Annotated in this window: 13 protein-coding genes; 7 read left to right on the top strand and 6 right to left on the bottom strand. The window is 46.5% G+C overall.

Annotation, left to right across the window (positions count from 1 at the left end; genetic code table 11):
- Positions 1 to 116: 116 nt before the first annotated feature.
- Positions 117 to 3248, top strand: a complete 3132-nt coding sequence (locus NZ043_RS13410) for an ATP-binding protein (RefSeq protein WP_339312174.1) — start codon at positions 117 to 119, stop codon at positions 3246 to 3248.
- Entirely contained in the window at positions 3245 to 4363 is a 1119-nt protein-coding gene (locus tag NZ043_RS13405; RefSeq protein WP_339312172.1) for a response regulator, read from the top strand. Before NZ043_RS13410 ends, NZ043_RS13405 begins: the two co-directional genes overlap by 4 nt.
- A 112-nt stretch (positions 4364 to 4475) precedes the next feature.
- Here NZ043_RS13405 and NZ043_RS13400 read toward each other — a convergent pair whose 3' ends face one another.
- Both NZ043_RS13400 and NZ043_RS13395 read right to left on the bottom strand, forming a co-directional pair.
- Entirely contained in the window at positions 4476 to 5660 is a 1185-nt protein-coding gene (locus NZ043_RS13400) for a DUF4317 domain-containing protein (RefSeq protein ID WP_091038856.1), read from the bottom strand.
- A 222-nt stretch (positions 5661 to 5882) separates the two neighbouring features.
- Positions 5883 to 6590, bottom strand: a complete 708-nt coding sequence (locus NZ043_RS13395; protein WP_249913532.1) for a DNA alkylation repair protein — start codon at positions 6588 to 6590, stop codon at positions 5883 to 5885.
- 515 nt (positions 6591 to 7105) lie between these two features.
- Here NZ043_RS13395 and NZ043_RS13390 point away from each other — a divergent pair.
- Together NZ043_RS13390 and NZ043_RS13385 are read left to right on the top strand one after the other, a co-directional pair.
- Positions 7106 to 8269, top strand: coding sequence for a glycoside hydrolase family 27 protein (locus NZ043_RS13390; RefSeq protein ID WP_339312169.1), 1164 nt, complete (start codon positions 7106 to 7108; stop codon positions 8267 to 8269).
- The gene (locus NZ043_RS13385) at positions 8270 to 8473 is read left to right on the top strand and encodes a hypothetical protein (RefSeq protein ID WP_074093540.1); all 204 of its coding nucleotides are present in this window, start codon (positions 8270 to 8272) and stop codon (positions 8471 to 8473) included.
- Between the two features lie 2 nt (positions 8474 to 8475).
- Here the strand turns inward: NZ043_RS13385 and NZ043_RS13380 are convergent, their stop codons facing one another.
- A complete protein-coding gene (locus tag NZ043_RS13380) occupies positions 8476 to 9285 on the bottom strand; it encodes an AraC family transcriptional regulator (protein WP_339312167.1) in 810 nt (269 codons plus the stop codon).
- Between the two features lie 112 nt (positions 9286 to 9397).
- Between NZ043_RS13380 and NZ043_RS13375 the strand changes: the two genes are divergently transcribed.
- Entirely contained in the window at positions 9398 to 10933 is a 1536-nt protein-coding gene (locus tag NZ043_RS13375; protein ID WP_339312164.1) for a carboxylesterase family protein, read from the top strand.
- A 129-nt stretch (positions 10934 to 11062) separates the two neighbouring features.
- On the opposite strand, the gene NZ043_RS13370 is transcribed toward NZ043_RS13375, so the two are convergent.
- Together NZ043_RS13370 and NZ043_RS13365 are read right to left on the bottom strand one after the other, a co-directional pair.
- Positions 11063 to 12406 carry a HAMP domain-containing sensor histidine kinase gene (locus tag NZ043_RS13370; protein WP_339312162.1) on the bottom strand — a complete coding sequence of 448 codons (1344 nt, stop codon included), beginning with the start codon at positions 12404 to 12406 and terminating at the stop codon, positions 11063 to 11065.
- Entirely contained in the window at positions 12399 to 13091 is a 693-nt protein-coding gene (locus tag NZ043_RS13365; RefSeq protein ID WP_339312159.1) for a response regulator transcription factor, read from the bottom strand. The genes NZ043_RS13370 and NZ043_RS13365 overlap by 8 nt, the downstream gene beginning before the upstream one ends.
- Positions 13092 to 13250: 159 nt before the next feature.
- On the opposite strand from NZ043_RS13365, the gene NZ043_RS13360 reads away from it, so the two are divergent.
- Together NZ043_RS13360 and NZ043_RS13355 are read left to right on the top strand one after the other, a co-directional pair.
- Positions 13251 to 14012 (top strand): TVP38/TMEM64 family protein, encoded by a 762-nt coding sequence (locus NZ043_RS13360; protein ID WP_133387356.1) that lies wholly within the window; start codon positions 13251 to 13253, stop codon positions 14010 to 14012.
- A gap of 41 nt (positions 14013 to 14053) precedes the next feature.
- Complete coding sequence (locus NZ043_RS13355) at positions 14054 to 14629, top strand: GNAT family N-acetyltransferase (RefSeq protein WP_339312157.1); 576 nt, start codon at positions 14054 to 14056, stop codon at positions 14627 to 14629.
- A gap of 198 nt (positions 14630 to 14827) precedes the next feature.
- Here the strand turns inward: NZ043_RS13355 and NZ043_RS13350 are convergent, their stop codons facing one another.
- Entirely contained in the window at positions 14828 to 15994 is a 1167-nt protein-coding gene (locus NZ043_RS13350; protein ID WP_133387358.1) for a 5-methyltetrahydropteroyltriglutamate--homocysteine methyltransferase, read from the bottom strand.
- Between the last annotated feature and the right edge of the window lie 43 nt (positions 15995 to 16037).

Raw genomic sequence — 16037 nt, 5'->3', positions numbered from 1 at the left:
AATGTCGAAATTTGATTGCGCCCCCTAGAGATATTCGCTACAATGCCGATAGAATACAAGAGATTTTGTCCGAATCTACCAAAGGTTTTGAACAAACTCTAAAGGAGCAGCATTTCGTGTTATTAAAAATTTCAGGCGTTGTCCTGACTGTTGTACTCGCTATTACCGTACTGCTCCTGTCAACGATCAGAGAACCCCAATCTGCGGCTCTTCATGCCCGTCAAGGTGTTATGGACCTATCGGACTGGAACCCAGAACAGGACAAGCGGATCAAGCTGGACGGGGAGTGGGAATTTTACTGGGAGCGATTGCTTCCTGACGAATCTGCAACTCCGAATCAGGCTGGTCCAACGAAAGCACCCGATACCTATGCAACCGTTCCCGGCTCCTGGAATCGACTTAAAGTGGATGGCAAACGACTGCCAACCCACGGCTTCGCCACGTATCGACTGGTGCTGCGTAATGCACCTGTTGAAGGAACACTGGCGATCAAAAAAATGAACATTCGTTTTGCCAGCGAAATCTACATCAATGGCAACAAGCTGCTGGAAGACGGGCATGCCGTGGCAAAATCCGCAGGTTACCGACCAGGAAACTCCCCCCAGATTGGCTTTTTCCCCTATCATGGCGGTGACATTGAGATTTTGATCCGGGTGGCTAATTACGATTACACGGACTCTGGCATTCCGGGTCCACTCTTTTTTGGCGAACAAGCAGCCATGCTGAAAAAACATCAATTCAACACAGCTATCGAATTTGGCACGCTTGCTGTACTGGGTACCATTTCGATCATATTCCTCATCAGTTACCTAGGGTCTGCACTCTACCGAAACAGGGACGATTCCCTGCTGCTGATTGGTCTAATCTGTCTGTTATATGCACTCTATAACGGCATGATCAGCGAACGTGTGTTATCCATGGCGGGCACGGAAATCTCCTTTAGCACGCTCTATAAATTAAAAGATTTCTGCTCTGTGGCATGTCTGGGTCTGCTAACCTTTTACTTCTACCGATTCAAAACAGGCATCCTGTCCAGTATGCTCACAGCGGTGATCCTCATCATCTTCGGAGCATACTTATGCATGGTCGCGCTCCTGCCTATTTCCATCTATGGGCTGGCTGCACCTTACGTCGTCGTGATGTACACGTTGCTGCTGCTCTGGTTGCTGTATCAATGTGCAAAACAGTTCCTAACCAGTGAGAAGGGCGAACGGCTGTCTACTTTTCTGTGGTACGCAGCTCTCTTAAGCATCATGCTGTACTGTCTGGACATTAATCTCTTCTCGATCTCGCTCAAGGAAAACATGAATATCGGGCAGGCTTCCATTGTCCTGTTCAGCATCCTGATGCTGTTTCTGGCGGTGCTTCGGTTCTTCGAGGCCTATCGTACGGTTCGCACCCTCAAAGATCAGTTGCTCTTACTCGACAAAGTGAAGGATGACTTCCTGTCCAATACTTCGCATGAGCTCAAAACACCGCTGAACGCGATTGTCAACATCAGTGAAAGCCTGCTTAAAGGCGCAGAAGGTCCCCTTACCGATGAGCAAGCGCACAATCTGGCGATCGTGACGGGAAGTGGAAGACGATTAACCTATCTGGTCGATGAATTGCTGGATTATTCGAAAATGAAACATGGCGACATCCCGCTCCACCGGTCTTCGACCGATCTGTACTCGTTTGTCGAATCGGTCATGCGTATGCATTCCTTCCTGCTTGGCACGAAAAAGGTGGAGCTTATCAACCGCATCCCGGCGCATTTCCCGCCGATCTATGCAGACGGCAACCGACTGATTCAGATTTTGCATAATCTGATCGGCAATGCAGTTAAGTTCACGGAACGGGGCACGGTAAGCATCAAAGCTACAGTTGTGCAAGGCAAAGCCGAAATGCGCATTGTGGATACTGGTCGTGGCATCGGCAAGGACAAGCTGGAGCACATCTTCCTGCCATTCGAGCAGGAAGCAGATACCGGTCCAGCCGTTGCTGGAGGCACCGGTCTTGGACTAAGCATTACGCGCAAGTTGGTCGAACTGCACGGAGGAACCATTCATGCGGAATCAGCACCCGGCATGGGTGCTACGTTCATCCTGACCTTTCCGCTGGCAGAGAAAAAAGGAGAGAAACGTTCCAACGTTATGCCGCTTACCATCGCTCCTACAGGTCCTGGTAATCGGCTACTCCGGTTCGAAGAACCAACAATTGTAGAAGGGAATAAAGACGAATGGATCATCGTTGTGGATGACGACTCGGCTAATTTGCAAACAATAGTAAATCTCTTGAAGCTTGAAGGATACAGTTACGCGGTTACTTCACGCTCACCTTCGGTACTGGAGCTGCTCGACCAGCTTCCCGCCGTGCATCTTGTCATTGCTGATATCATGATGCCCGACATGTCGGGTTACGAATTGCTGGAACGGATCAGGGAGCGCTTCTCTCCTTCCGAGTTGCCTGTACTCATGCTGACAGCGAGTAATAAAGCTAATCAATTGAAGTTGGCCTTGGAGAAAGGCGCCAATGATTTTGTATCCAAGCCGTTCGAATCGGAGGAACTGCTGGCACGGATCGGCGGTTTGACTCGGATGAAAACATCCGTCCAAGCTGCGCGAGATGCGGAAATATCTTTTTTGCGGTCACAGATGAACCCACACTTTCTGTATAACGCTCTGAACGCCATTGCCGAATTGTGTATGGATGCGCCGAATCGGGCAGAACAATTGATTTTGCAATTATCGAGTTATTTAAGACGCAGTGTGCACTTCAAACATCTGGACTCAAAAACCAGCCTGATGAACGAACTGGAGATGATCGAGGCATACGTAGCGATTGAGCAAGCCCGCTTTGGGTCAAGGTTGGAGGTCATTATCGATGTGGATGCGGATGTGAACCGGAACATGGACATTCCGCCCCTCACGTTGCAGCCTCTGATCGAAAACGCGATCCGGCACGGCCTGATGTCCAGCATTCATGGGGGCCGCGTCATGTTGTCTATACGTAATCTGAATGATACGGAAACACGTTTCACCATTGAGGACAACGGAATCGGCATAACCAAGCAACGGATGGACGAAATTCGGCAATCCACGGACGGCAGTAACGGCGTTGGACTATGGAATATCTCCAGCCGGTTGAATCTGCTGTATGGCATACACCTTCAGATGGAAAGTCTGGACGGCGAGGGAACGCGGATTACATTTGATCTTCCAAATCAACGTCTAAGCACAGATGGGAATGGGGGTTATGAAACATGATGAAAGTCATCATCGTGGATGATGAGGATTTGTCGCTCAAGCGATTGAATCGCATTTTGACAGAAAGTGGAGAAGTTGAGGTGTCTCGCGCATTTCACGACCCGGAGGAAGCCAGTGAATATGCAGCAGAGAATAGCTTCGATGCGGCATTTCTGGACATTACGATGCCTCGCATCTCGGGTATGCAACTCATTGGTGAATTGCGTAAACATCATCCTTCACTTCCAATCGTGCTGGTGACTGGATATGAGGAATATGCGGTGCAGGCCTTCGACAAAGAGGTGATTGATTACGTCATCAAGCCTGTCACGGCAGAGCGACTGAACCGCAGCATCAAGCGGTTGCAGGAAAAGCTTCACGAGTCCATGCCAACACCTGAACCAGCGGTGCCGGAACCCAAACTGAACGTTCGTCTGTTCGGTGAATTCACCGTGTTTGGTGGAGCCGGAGCAGACAGTCCCATCAAGCTTAGAACGCCCAAGACGGAAGAATTGCTGGCATTCTTGCTGTATACCAAATCGACCACCCGCGATGCCTTGGCCGATACGTTGTGGAAAGACCTCAGTCCGCAGAAAGCCTGGACCAACATCAACTCCACACTGTACTACGTGCGACGTGCCATCGGTGATAACAGTGACGTGCCGATCATTCTCAAGGACAGAAACGGTATCCGTATCGACCGGGAAGCCATTAACTGTGATCTGTACGAGTTCGAGGCTTTGTTCCGGCAGATGCGTCAGGCATCGGCACATCGCCCCGAGCTCTTTGAGCGGATGGACACGTTGTATACGGGTGAACTCCTGAGAGGAAGGCATTATGAGTGGGCTTTCGCGTGGTCCAGACAGCTGGAGCTGGATTTCATCATGACAATGGAAACCGCGGCGCACTATCACGCGAAGGCAGGCGAGCCGTTACGGGCGCTGTATTATTTTGAACGTATCCTCCAGATTGATTCGATTCGGGAAGATATTCATCGCGAGATCATCCTCTTGTATCTGTCGCTTGGACGAAGAACCGAAGCGCAGCGCCAGTATCTGGTACTGGAGGAATTGCTCCAAGAGGAGCTTGGCTCCAGTCCGGCAGCGGATATCAAACAATTGTTGCGTCAATCATGAAATATCAAGAAAGCCCAAGCTTTGGCATAATGCCTAGGCTTGGGCTTTTTTTCAACATATATGGACGTTCATTCGTCATGGTCTGATGATTTTACATCATCATGGTCTACAATCAATCCTCATTTATAAGTTTTTCGGTATTGAGCGTAAACCCTTCAATCACGACATCTTCATCCACTTCAATCATGATGCAACGTCTGCCTTGATAGTTCACCTGTTTTACATATCGCAGGTCTTGTGGGCTAACCGAAATCGTAGCAACCTTGGTTTCGATTTTAATAGACTTGGACGTGAACTTCGGCATAACACTGGTTGCCTTCATCTCATAGTTCTTGTTATCAACGATCGTTTCGAAGGCACGTTCTACTTTCTCCGTTGTCAGATCCTCTATACCACTTGCGGTCAGTACACGTTCCAGATCTTTATAATCCAGCTTCGGAGGTTCTTCCTCATGGGACTCTTCGTTAATCTCGATGACTCGGTTGATCTCCTCATATACATGTGCAATAGTGGCTGAGTCAAGCTGTTCACCGGCCACTTCCTTGACGATATCTTCGAAGATCGCCCGTTCTTCCAGTGCGGTTACGGATCTTTCTCCATTCAATACATTTTCAACAAAATGCGGGTCCGGGAAATTCGATTTCCCTGTACAATATAGAACACGATTCACATCGGAGTAGTTGTCCGTTACGCTAGGGTACAGGAACCCTTGCTCTGGCGTGCTTAATTTGATAATCGGATCGACAATAATGTTGTATTTGAATTCTCTCTCCACGTAATCAAACAAGAGTGTCTTCCGCTGCTTCTCCGTGGAATTTACGCTGCACAGAATGAACGGATGGGCGAACACCTCATTCTTCTCACTCTCTTCCGTAGCTTCGTTTCTAGCCTTGGTTGGCAGATAATACTGTCCACGCACGAACGTAGCTACCATGTCCCGCTCAAACTTTGTATCTACCAGCATTCGATCCACGAGCAGCAGCATCAGATCCTGCCATTCATCCGGATCACCTGTTACCAGCGCCTGGTGAAGCAGTACCTGAGCCGGGTCCTCCGCCGCTTCCTGGAACTTCAATTCAAACAACTTCTGATCCAAATCACCTGTCAGCAATTTTTTGAAATTGCCCATGTACAGCTCCTGCTTCTCTCTGTCCACCAGTTCGAACGGGTGACGCTCCCAGTGATAGACCTCATTGGTTTCCTTCGTAATATACACGTTGAGAATATCGTAAATATTCAGTAGATCGTGATCGAGTTTAAACTGCTTGCGTATATGCGCGACTTCTTTTTTATTCATATTGGATTCGGCAACTCCTTAGATATGTTTCTGGCTTTATTAGTATAAAGGATCGACAGAAAATTTGTTGACTAACTTGTAGCTTGACGGTTACTAGATTTCAGTTACCCAAGTACGTGATACTCACAACAACACAAAAAGGGAGACACTCTCTACGTTCATACGAGCACCTCCTGCATGTGTTACATCTCCTGATGTTCTAGTCTATTACAGTGATTCCCATTAACATCTTACATATTTACGTTTGAACCCCGTCCGCCCTTTATCCACTGCCTTTTGGATATTCTCAGAGGCATTCAGCAGCTTGCTCTTGGGCATGTCCTTGTTCACTTCGACAGGTCCCACAGTCTTGGCTATCTCCACTGCCTGATCGTGCAACGGTTGATAGGATGTTGCAACGGTATACAGGAAGTTGTTCATCGAATATTTCGTTCGTTCCGGAGATTCGTGAATGGTGTTCTTCACCTGTTCCAGCATCTCCATCAGTTTATTTTCCGAAAACTCAGCATCCTTTCGACTGCCGAGCAACCAACAGTAACAGCTCCATCCTGCTGACATTTTCAGCTCATCACCGCTCGCGATCCACTTATCCGAAACTTCTTGAGCAATATCCGTCTCTGCCAATGTGACGGCAACGATGAAGTCAGAGATCATGTAAAAATAAGCAGCATCAATCCAACGGTCAAAATCTGCTTCCGTCATCGCTTGAGGATCGGCAATCACACCAGCAAAGTACATCGCATCATAATTCCCCGTTGCGTATAGTTGCTCTGCCAAAGGTTGATCCTTTTTGATCCGCTTCGCCATTGGTTTCATCGCCCCGGTTGCCACGCCAAATAACGGTTCATGCGCACCATTGGAGATATAGATTTTTTTCGTTCGTTCTTTGCCCAGCGCTTCTAGCTCTTGCATCACTTCGTCTAGATTCATTTGGCAACACTCCCAATCCTATAAATTATATATCTGATCATATCAAACGGACACTTATGTTTAACGAAAAACCGATGGAAAATCGCACATTATCCAATTGGAACCCTTCTGCCATATGCATAATCGTTACGGCGGGATTGTTACCTTTCCTATGAGGGATTCCCCACTGGGGTATTTTTCCTAAAAAAACTGAATACTATTCAAATTTCCCTGTTGCTCTGACAACCTGTTCGAGCATTATCACCGATCATAACATCTATACCATGTTTCGCACAGATCCCTGAAAAGATAGATATAACTTCTTCGCAGACAGACACTTTTCCTTTCTTATGCTTCTATCGGCAACTTCTGAAAACCTGCCGAGAGCCTGATTGGAAGAGCTAATTTCCCCAGCACAAGCGGAGCAACATATGTCCATGTCCAAGCAACGTTAAGCTATGGCAGGATACGTCGCTCATCGTTTATGTTCAGTTTAGTGTTGTTAACAAAACCGAGATGAGGAAGGATGCGAGAGCATGAGCAACAATCAAGTGTTAGGCTTTGCCCCTGCCCTGGGCTGGAATTCGTGGAATACCTTTACGTGGGATATTAACGAACAATTAATTCGGGATGTCGCTGATGTATTTGTATCGGAAGGTTATCTAGCCGCTGGTTACGAGTATATTGTCATTGATGATTGCTGGAGCCTGAAGGAACGTGATGCGAGCGGCAATCTGGTGGCTGACCCGGATAAATTCCCGAGTGGAATGAGAACGCTTTCCGATTATATCCATAGCAAAGGACTAAAATTCGGCATGTATTCATGCGTAGGTACGCATACATGTGCCGGGTATCCAGGCAGCTTTGAGCATGAATTCCAGGATGCTGCCCTTTTTGCCGAATGGGGCGTTGATTATTTGAAGTATGATTACTGCTTCAAGCCGCGCCATATCTCAGGAGAGCTGCTGTACAAACGGATGAGCCTTGCGCTCAAAAACTGCGGACGCGATATCCTGTTCTCCGCCTGCAACTGGGGAGCCGACGATGTATACGATTGGATTCGGGAATCGGGCGCTCATATGTACCGCTCCACCGGCGATATCCGTGACAATTGGGATTCAGTGAAGGAACTTGCCCTGTCTCAATTGGGAAAACAAAGCTACACCGGCTCCTTCTGCCATAACGACATGGATATGCTGATTGTAGGTATGTACGGTGGAAGCAACAATGATTATATTGGCAGCATCGGTGGATGCAACGACATCGAATATAAAACCCACTTCTCACTCTGGTCCATGATGGGGTCCCCATTAATGATCGGATGTGACGTGCGCAAGGCTAACCAGATTACAAAGGATATTCTCCTGAATCCTGACCTGATTGCCATTAATCAGGATGTAGAAGCGCGCGGAGCTTACCGCATTAAACCAGAGCCGCAATGGTTTCACACAGACGATGTATTTATGCTAGTGAAGGTACTCACAGATGGTGATCTAGCTATTGGCTTCTTCAACCTGAGTGACAGCCAGCGGGAATTGTCTTTGCAATTTTGGGATATGGGTCTGCCTTACGCTGCCGGTTATGCTCTGTCCCTGTATGATTGCTGGGAACATAAAGAGCTTGGCGTATTCCGCGAACGCTTCGCTCCCGTTGTCGCAGCACATGACTGTTTAGTTGTGCGTGCCAAACTGGTGAAATAGATGGCTCAACATCGCCTGTGCACCTCGTGTCAGGTTCCGCTCTCTTCAGACGATGTGGGCATCTACCTCAAATTGATCTCGCGCTCTGCCCAGCAATTTCTGTGCATCGATTGTATAGGAGTGAAGCTGAACTGTGGACGCGAGCCTATTGAGAAGCTGATCCGTTATTTCCGAGAGTCCGGGAACTGCGCCCTGTTCCGTTAACGTTATGTCTTTGTCCGATGCAGCATCATGTACAATGTTGGCGTGTGTGAAGTTGCTTTCTTGAATACTTTGGAAAAATATAACGGATCATTGTATCCGACAGAATAGGCTACCGATTGAATCGGCAGGCCCGACGTTTTCAGCAGTTCACAGGCGCGCTCGATTCGGCAGGATGTAATATACTCCAAAACAGACTTGCCGGTTGCTGCCTTAAACAGACGAAACAAATAACTGCGCTCCAGATTAACTGCTTTTACAATCTCGGTGACGGTCAATGTCGGTTTCCAGTAGTTCTGCTCGATGTACTTTCTCGCCAGCCAGACATAATCCTTGGCGTCCACCTGCGGCTCCTTCGGATAATGCTCCATATAGTAGGAGAGCAGCAGACGCAAACGTGCATCCGCCCGCAGTAATTCATAAGATGATGCACTCGCGTTCCAGGCAAGGTGGAAAAAAGGCTGCAATGTCTCCGGAGAGACCGTCACCACGGGTTGTACCTCTGAGAGCTGTGTCAGCCCCAGCAACCGCCCGGCATCCTCACCGCTAAACTCCACCCAGACGTACTCCCATGGATCTTGCAGGTCTGGATAATAGTAAATCTCCTTTTGCGGAAATATGATAAAGCTTTCCCCCGTAACGAGCCGAAAAACGCGGCCGCCCGTCTCCAGCGTCCCTTGACCGCGGATAATATAGTGCAGCGCATAAACGTCACGCACGCCTGGCCCCCATTGATGAGCGTTGGCCGGCTTGTGACCACCGCTGATAAAATACAAATTACTGGCTCTACTGCTCTCATGCCAAATCGGATTCAACCTCGATCCCCCCTTTCTAAGACGCCCTGTTCTGGCGTTAGGTTTATCTTATATATCGTTGATCAGATGCTCGGTAACGCTTACATGCTAAATCCAGAGAGGAGAATGTTGTATGCTTAGAATGGTTACGGTAGAACATGGACAAGTGCAAGGACTGCCCGCGGCGGACCCGCGGATTACCAGCTTCAAGGGAATTCCTTTTGCCGCACCTCCTGTAGGTGAGAACCGCTGGCGCGCTCCGCAACCGCAGTCGAACTGGGAAGGTGTACTGCAAGCTTTTGATTTTGCCCCCATCTCCATGCAAGCCCCAACAGTCATCGATGATAACAATATCTATACCCGCGAATGGGCCGTTGATCCCGACCTGCCCATGGATGAGGATTGTCTGTATCTGAATGTCTGGACACCCGCCAAGCGTACGGACGAGAAGCTGCCTGTTTTTGTCTGGTACTTTGGCGGGGGCCTGCAAGTCGGCCATACGGCCGAAATGGAATTTGATGGCGAGCGAATCGCTCGTAGAGGTATCATCGTTGTGACGATTAATTATCGGCTGAATGCCTTCGGCTTCCTGTGCCATCCTGAGATTAGTGCCGAATCCCCCCATGCACCCGCCAACTTTGGTCATCTTGATCAGCAAGCAGGTACCCAGTGGGTCAAACGCAACATTGCCGCCTTTGGCGGTGATCCAGACCAGATCACCATCGGCGGACAGTCGGCAGGCGGAGGAAGTGTACTCAGCCAGATGACCTCTCCGCAAAATAAAGGCTTGTTCCAGCGAGCCGTCATCATGAGTGGTATAGCTACCGAGTTGTACCCGAAGGTCCGCGTGCCTTCTGTCCGTTCCACACTAAGGGATGCAGAACAATCAGGGGTTGAATTTTTTGGCTTCCTGGGCGTATCTTCCCTGGCTGAGGCGAGACAACTGGATGCTGAATATCTCCGTGACAAAGCACTCGAATACAAAAGCTTCTGGGGAACTGTCATCGACGAACAATTCTGTGCAGGCGATCCGTTTACTCGTTTTGTTCAGCAGGAGCGCGAGGCGATACCCGTAATGCTGGGGCATACATCTTCCGAATTTTGGACCCGTCCCGCCGCAGCCAATCTGGAAGAACTGAAGCAGATGGCTGTGGAGTTGTTTGGCGAGGATGCTCCTGCCTTTTTACAGCTATGTGAGGCTATTTCCGGCCAATTAGAGCATGCGCTGCAACAAGCATCGGTCCGCATGATCCAACATGCCATTCTGCTCGCCATCCGCGCAAACAGCGGTCATCCGTCTGAAACGCCTCTCTACTATTATAACTTCGACGCCGAGATTCCGGGCTGGGACCAGCCAGGCACTTTTCACTCCGTCGATCTGTGGTTTTTCTTCGAAACACTCGCCAAATGCTGGCGGCCTTTCACAGGCAAGCATTATGATCTGGCCCGCCAGATGTGTAATTATTTATCCAATTTTATTGCTACAGGTGATCCAAACGGTCCGGACTCCACCGGAAAGCTGATGCCTCATTGGACTCCTTGTACTACGGAACAGCCGTATCTCATGGAATTTGGCGATCAGGCTCAATTACAGAAGGCTGAGCCCGGACCGATGCTCGCGTTTCTAATTGAACAATATTTCAAGAAACAGAATGCACCTTTTGTTTAAAAAATGAGGCTTGCCCTCTCACGATATATGTAAGAGCCATGCTGTCGCATGGCTCTTTTTGTATAGTGTGAATGGCAGAGCGATGTTCATTCGCCTATGCCTATTTAGCGCATCATTTCAAGAGATCCGTTAAATATGAGTCTGTGTTGGTTTATTAAAGATGACAGGTAACGTAATCTGTAGAGAAAAGATATCCTTTTCCTGCGATACCGTCAACGTCCCGTTATGCTGCTGAATCATTTTCTGACAACTAACAAGCCCGATTTCGTTGCTATCATTCTTTTTGCCAACACGTTTAATCTTATTCTTCACCTCAAGAATCACCCATTGTTGCTTCAAAGAAATCTGGATATGAACGGGGTGCCCTGGATCGGCGTATTTTCCAATATTTGAAAATATGTTATCCATTACGCGACGCATAGCGACCAGATTAATTTCCAGTAAAAACTCCTCATGATGTGAATCTGTCTGAACCTGCACATCTATATCGTCCAAAACTACTAATTGCTCATCTATAAGTTGATCGATAAGTGCTCTGCCCTCATACATTTCAAATTCTACTTCCTCTTCTTCAGCGGCAGAGGATACCGTAAAATATTCGAATAGTTTGTCCGACAGCACTTTGATCTGATAGGCCTTCTCCCGGCTATTATGAATATACTGCAACAGATCCTCATGTGTCTTATATTTGTTGAGCTCTATGATATCCATATATCCTAATAGAATCGTGAGTGGTGTTCGCAAATCATGGGAAATCGCCGTGATCAATTCACGGTTGGCCATCCTGACCCTCTCCTCGCTGCCCAGCCGCTCCACAAATGATTTCCTCATCTCATCAATACTCTGGGCCAGAGATGACAGTTCATCCTTTCCCGATATCGTAATCGAATAATCCAAATTTCCACCTTCGAGTATTTTGATCTCTTGTTCAAGCACGCCAATATAAGATGTTTTCTTATTAATCATCAGTAGAAATGAAACAAGGAACACAATGGCCGCTATGAAAACACCAATAATCAGAATGAGGTTGTAGTATTGATACTCATAAAAGCTAACCAAGTATATCTGGGCATCCTGATCCGCAAAATGGATGGTGGTGATGGGTATTTTCGATGGCACGAATTGAGTTAACAGTTCTTCATTAATGGCCGGATCAATCTCCGTGTTGGAGGAAAATATCAATTTGTCTTTTGCAAAAATATACAGATTTAAGTAGCGCTCATGTCTTATCCAAGCAGACAATTGCTCATGATCACGGGATGACACGTTCTGGTTATCCACAAATGCTTCGAATCGATCGAGCGCATCTTGCTGCCTGTTCTCTACAAAAGTGGATTTGCTTAAATAACTATCTAATACAGTCTCACCAACAACTTGTAAAATAACGAGTGCACTTATGGAAATGACCAAAGAAATGATAACCGCCAGAACCAGTTTAATCTTCAGCTTTTTTCCGATTAATAATCTATTCAATTTTGTACCCCTTCCCCCAAACGGTCTTCACATATTTAGGGTTCTGCGGGTCATCCTCCAGTTTGCCTCTCAAGTTACGAATATGAACCATGACCGTGTTATTACACGTATAAAAGTAGGGTTGCCCCCAAACACTCTCATATATATTTTCTGCCGAGAACACCTTTCGTCGCTTCTTAGCCAACAGCAGCAAGATCTGGTATTCAATTTCAGTTAGAGCAATCTCCTTCTCTCCAACAAACACGGCTTTTGAATCCTGATGGACGGTAAGATCCTTAACGATAATCTGGTCCTTTTCTTCGGACTTCTCCTTGCCCCGATAAACATAATACCTCCGCAGTAAAGCCTTCACCCTCGAAACAAGTTCTGTATAGGAAAATGGTTTGGACAAAAAGTCATCACTGCCTGAGGAAAAGGCCAATTGTTTGTCAGAATCCTGCGTTTTCGCCGTGAGAAACAGGATCGGTGCACTTGTTTTTTCACGAATCTCCAGACACGCCTTCAGCCCCGATTTATTGGGCATCATCATATCCAAAATAATGAGATCCGTCTCTTCGTTCACTTTATCAATCGCATCTTGGCCATCTATCGCTTCAATCACTTCATAATTTTCACTCTCTAACAGAATCCTTACAATTTCACGAATCTCACTGTTATCATCAGCAATTAGAATTTTCTTGCTCATCTGATCCCTCCGTCTAATTTCAGTATAATATGCGCTATTAGCGACTACCAGCAAATACAATCGACTTAAGAATTCTTCAGAAGTTATGTAGGTATCTCTTAATAATTTCGTCTTATACTGTAAATATGTAGAAGTTATTACACAAAGGGGTCGTCAGGAATGCCACAAACTTCGAAAAAAGTAATGATTAACATATTGTTGGGTCTGTTCATCATGTTGTCCATTGGTCTACTGGTGTATTATTCTCCTGCCCTTATTAAAATCATGTCTTCCATGGACAATTTCAGAGCGTATATTCATTCAACAGGCCATTGGGGTCCGGTCATGTTTATTTTATTCCAGATTCTTCAGATCGTGGTTGCACCTATCCCAGGAGAAGTTGTACAAGTCGCAGGCGGATATATTTATGGTACAGCCATTGGTTCATTGTATACAACTGTAGGTTTGATATTAGGCTCAGCGATCGCCTTTTATTTCACTCGTTACATCGGTCGCGCCTATATTTCACGGCTAATGCAAAAGAAAAATAATAAGTGGATGTCGTTAATTCATGATGAGAAGAAATTCTCCGCATTTTTATTTATCTTTTTTGTGATTCCCGGCTTACCCAAAGACATGCTTGTATTTGTCGCCGCACTTACATCGATTAGTTCGTTTAGGTTCTTCACGATCCTTATTGTCGGTCGTCTGCCGTGGATCATTGCATCTGCTGCTGTGGGGTCCACAATTCATATGCAACAATACACGATCGCCATTATCATTTCTGTTATCGCTGTGATCGGGTTCGTACTTGGTTATATCTATAGGGAGAAATTGGTGGGATTGTTCTCCCGGTCAGACAGAACCAAAGCCAAACCCAAGGCTATAACCAGTTATAGTACGAATAGGGAATCTCGTAAAATAAAAAGAGATACAACATGAACAAAGCCAATCTATTGATATGAAAACCGGAGGTATATCTTATGCAAATACTTAAAACCAATCGATTAATCCTGCGAAATTTCACCGTAACAGACGCAGCCGGACTATTGGAATACACGGCAAATCCCAGAGTGAATTGTTTTATGGATCAACAAATTTTAACATTGGAAGATGCGGCAGCAGAGGTCGCAAAAAGAAGCAGTGACGATTCCCACATCGCGGTTTGCCTGAAGGACAGTAACGAGTTGATCGGTGAGCTGTTTGGTATGAGGGAAGATCGGGATTCCGATACAGATAAGGATTCGAATTCAGATACGTATAGTATTGGTTGGAATTTTAATGGCAGATATGAAGGGAAAGGATACGCCAGTGAGAGCGCCAATGCTTTCATCGAAAATCTCTTTATGGAACAGGGAATAAGAAGACTGTACGCCTATGTCGAGGATGATAACTTCCGTTCTCAGAAACTGTGTGAGAAGCTGGGCATGCGACGGGAAGGTCTTTTTTTGGAGTTCATTTCATTTGTCAAAAATGAGGACGGCACACCGAAATACGAGAATACGTATCAATATGCTTTGTTGAAAAAGGAATGGCTGGCACATCGTGAATCGCAGTAATAAAGAAAGACATGCCTGCCTCATCATTAGTTTAAAAAAGTTATAGAAATGAGCACGTATCCATGTGTACGTTCCACAACAAATACGGCGGCTTCTCCCTGGATAGATTCCAGAGGAAAAGTCGCCGTTTTATTATCGCACAGAACACTATTGATCGAGCAATGTGTTTATAAGGTCACAATATATTCAGCTTGAATTCTAGACGGTGCTGCCCCAATATTGTTTTGCAATCTTCTGCCCTTGATCAATCTTCGCCCATTGCTGAGCTTCGCTTAATTCGTTACCGCCATCACAAGATGCAAATCCGCATTGGTGAGACAACAGCAGCCGATCCTTATCGATGATTTTGGATGCTTCGTCCAGCAAACGGACAACACGCGCTTCATCATCGAGTGTACTCGTTTTGGATGACAACAGACCCAGTACAATTTCCGTTTCAGGTCTGTCCTTGAACACTTCCAGAGCTTCAATTGAACCCGCACGATCATCATCCCACTCCAGGAAGAAACGATCATACTTCAATTGCTTCAGGAACAGATTAGCGATTTTCACATATGATCCACCGCCCATGTTGCGGGAATCATAATTGCCGCGGCAGTTATGTGTCCACATTTTCAAGCCAAGACTGTGACCAAAGTCAATCACGGTATTGTTAATATCAATAAATTCGGTAGCGAGACCTGATACTTCATCTTGATTAATATGTTCCCCTGTAAACGGAGAGTTCGGGTTGTCGTCTGCAAACAGTTCCCACAAGCAATCATCGAATTGCAGGATTTTGCCGCCTATAGCAGCGAATTCTTCGACAAACTCCTTATACGCGATCACAAGACCCTCTTTGAGCTCCTGTTTGTTCTTATATACAGAATCCGTTCCACCAATGTTATCCGACCAGGAAAGCTCACCGAAAATATGGGAAGGAGACGGTACGCAAAGTTTCGTTTGTTGCTCGCCAGCCGTGTCTTGCAGTTGTTGGAACAGTTGAATGAAATGATGGTTCTTTCCACTCAATTTATCAGTGATGCGCAGTCCAATATCTTTGCGTGTTTCATACTTCGAAGTTCCATCCACATCTCTGAAAAAATAGCCGTGATCCGCGATGTAACGCTTCACTCCGCCAAATCCCCATACAAAGTCCAGATGCCACATCGATTTGGAGAATTCGCCATCGGTAACCACGGACAAGTTATGTTCGATTTCCTTTGCGACAACTTGTTTGATTGCCTCTGTCTCACACTTCTCATATCCTTCGTAGTTTTCATAGAACGGATATTGGATATCATCATTATGTTCAATTTGCGTTTTATATTTCAGCAGCTCATCTGGCCGCAATAAACTTCCTACGATCTGGAACTTATCAGTCATGTAAAAAACCCCCTCGTTGTATACAATGATCATATCACGCCGA

Source organism: Paenibacillus sp. FSL k6-2145, assembly GCF_037976585.1.
GTDB lineage: Bacteria > Bacillota > Bacilli > Paenibacillales > Paenibacillaceae > Paenibacillus.
Note: the sequence above shows the minus strand (reverse complement) of the source record. Positions and strands in the feature narration are given on the sequence as shown.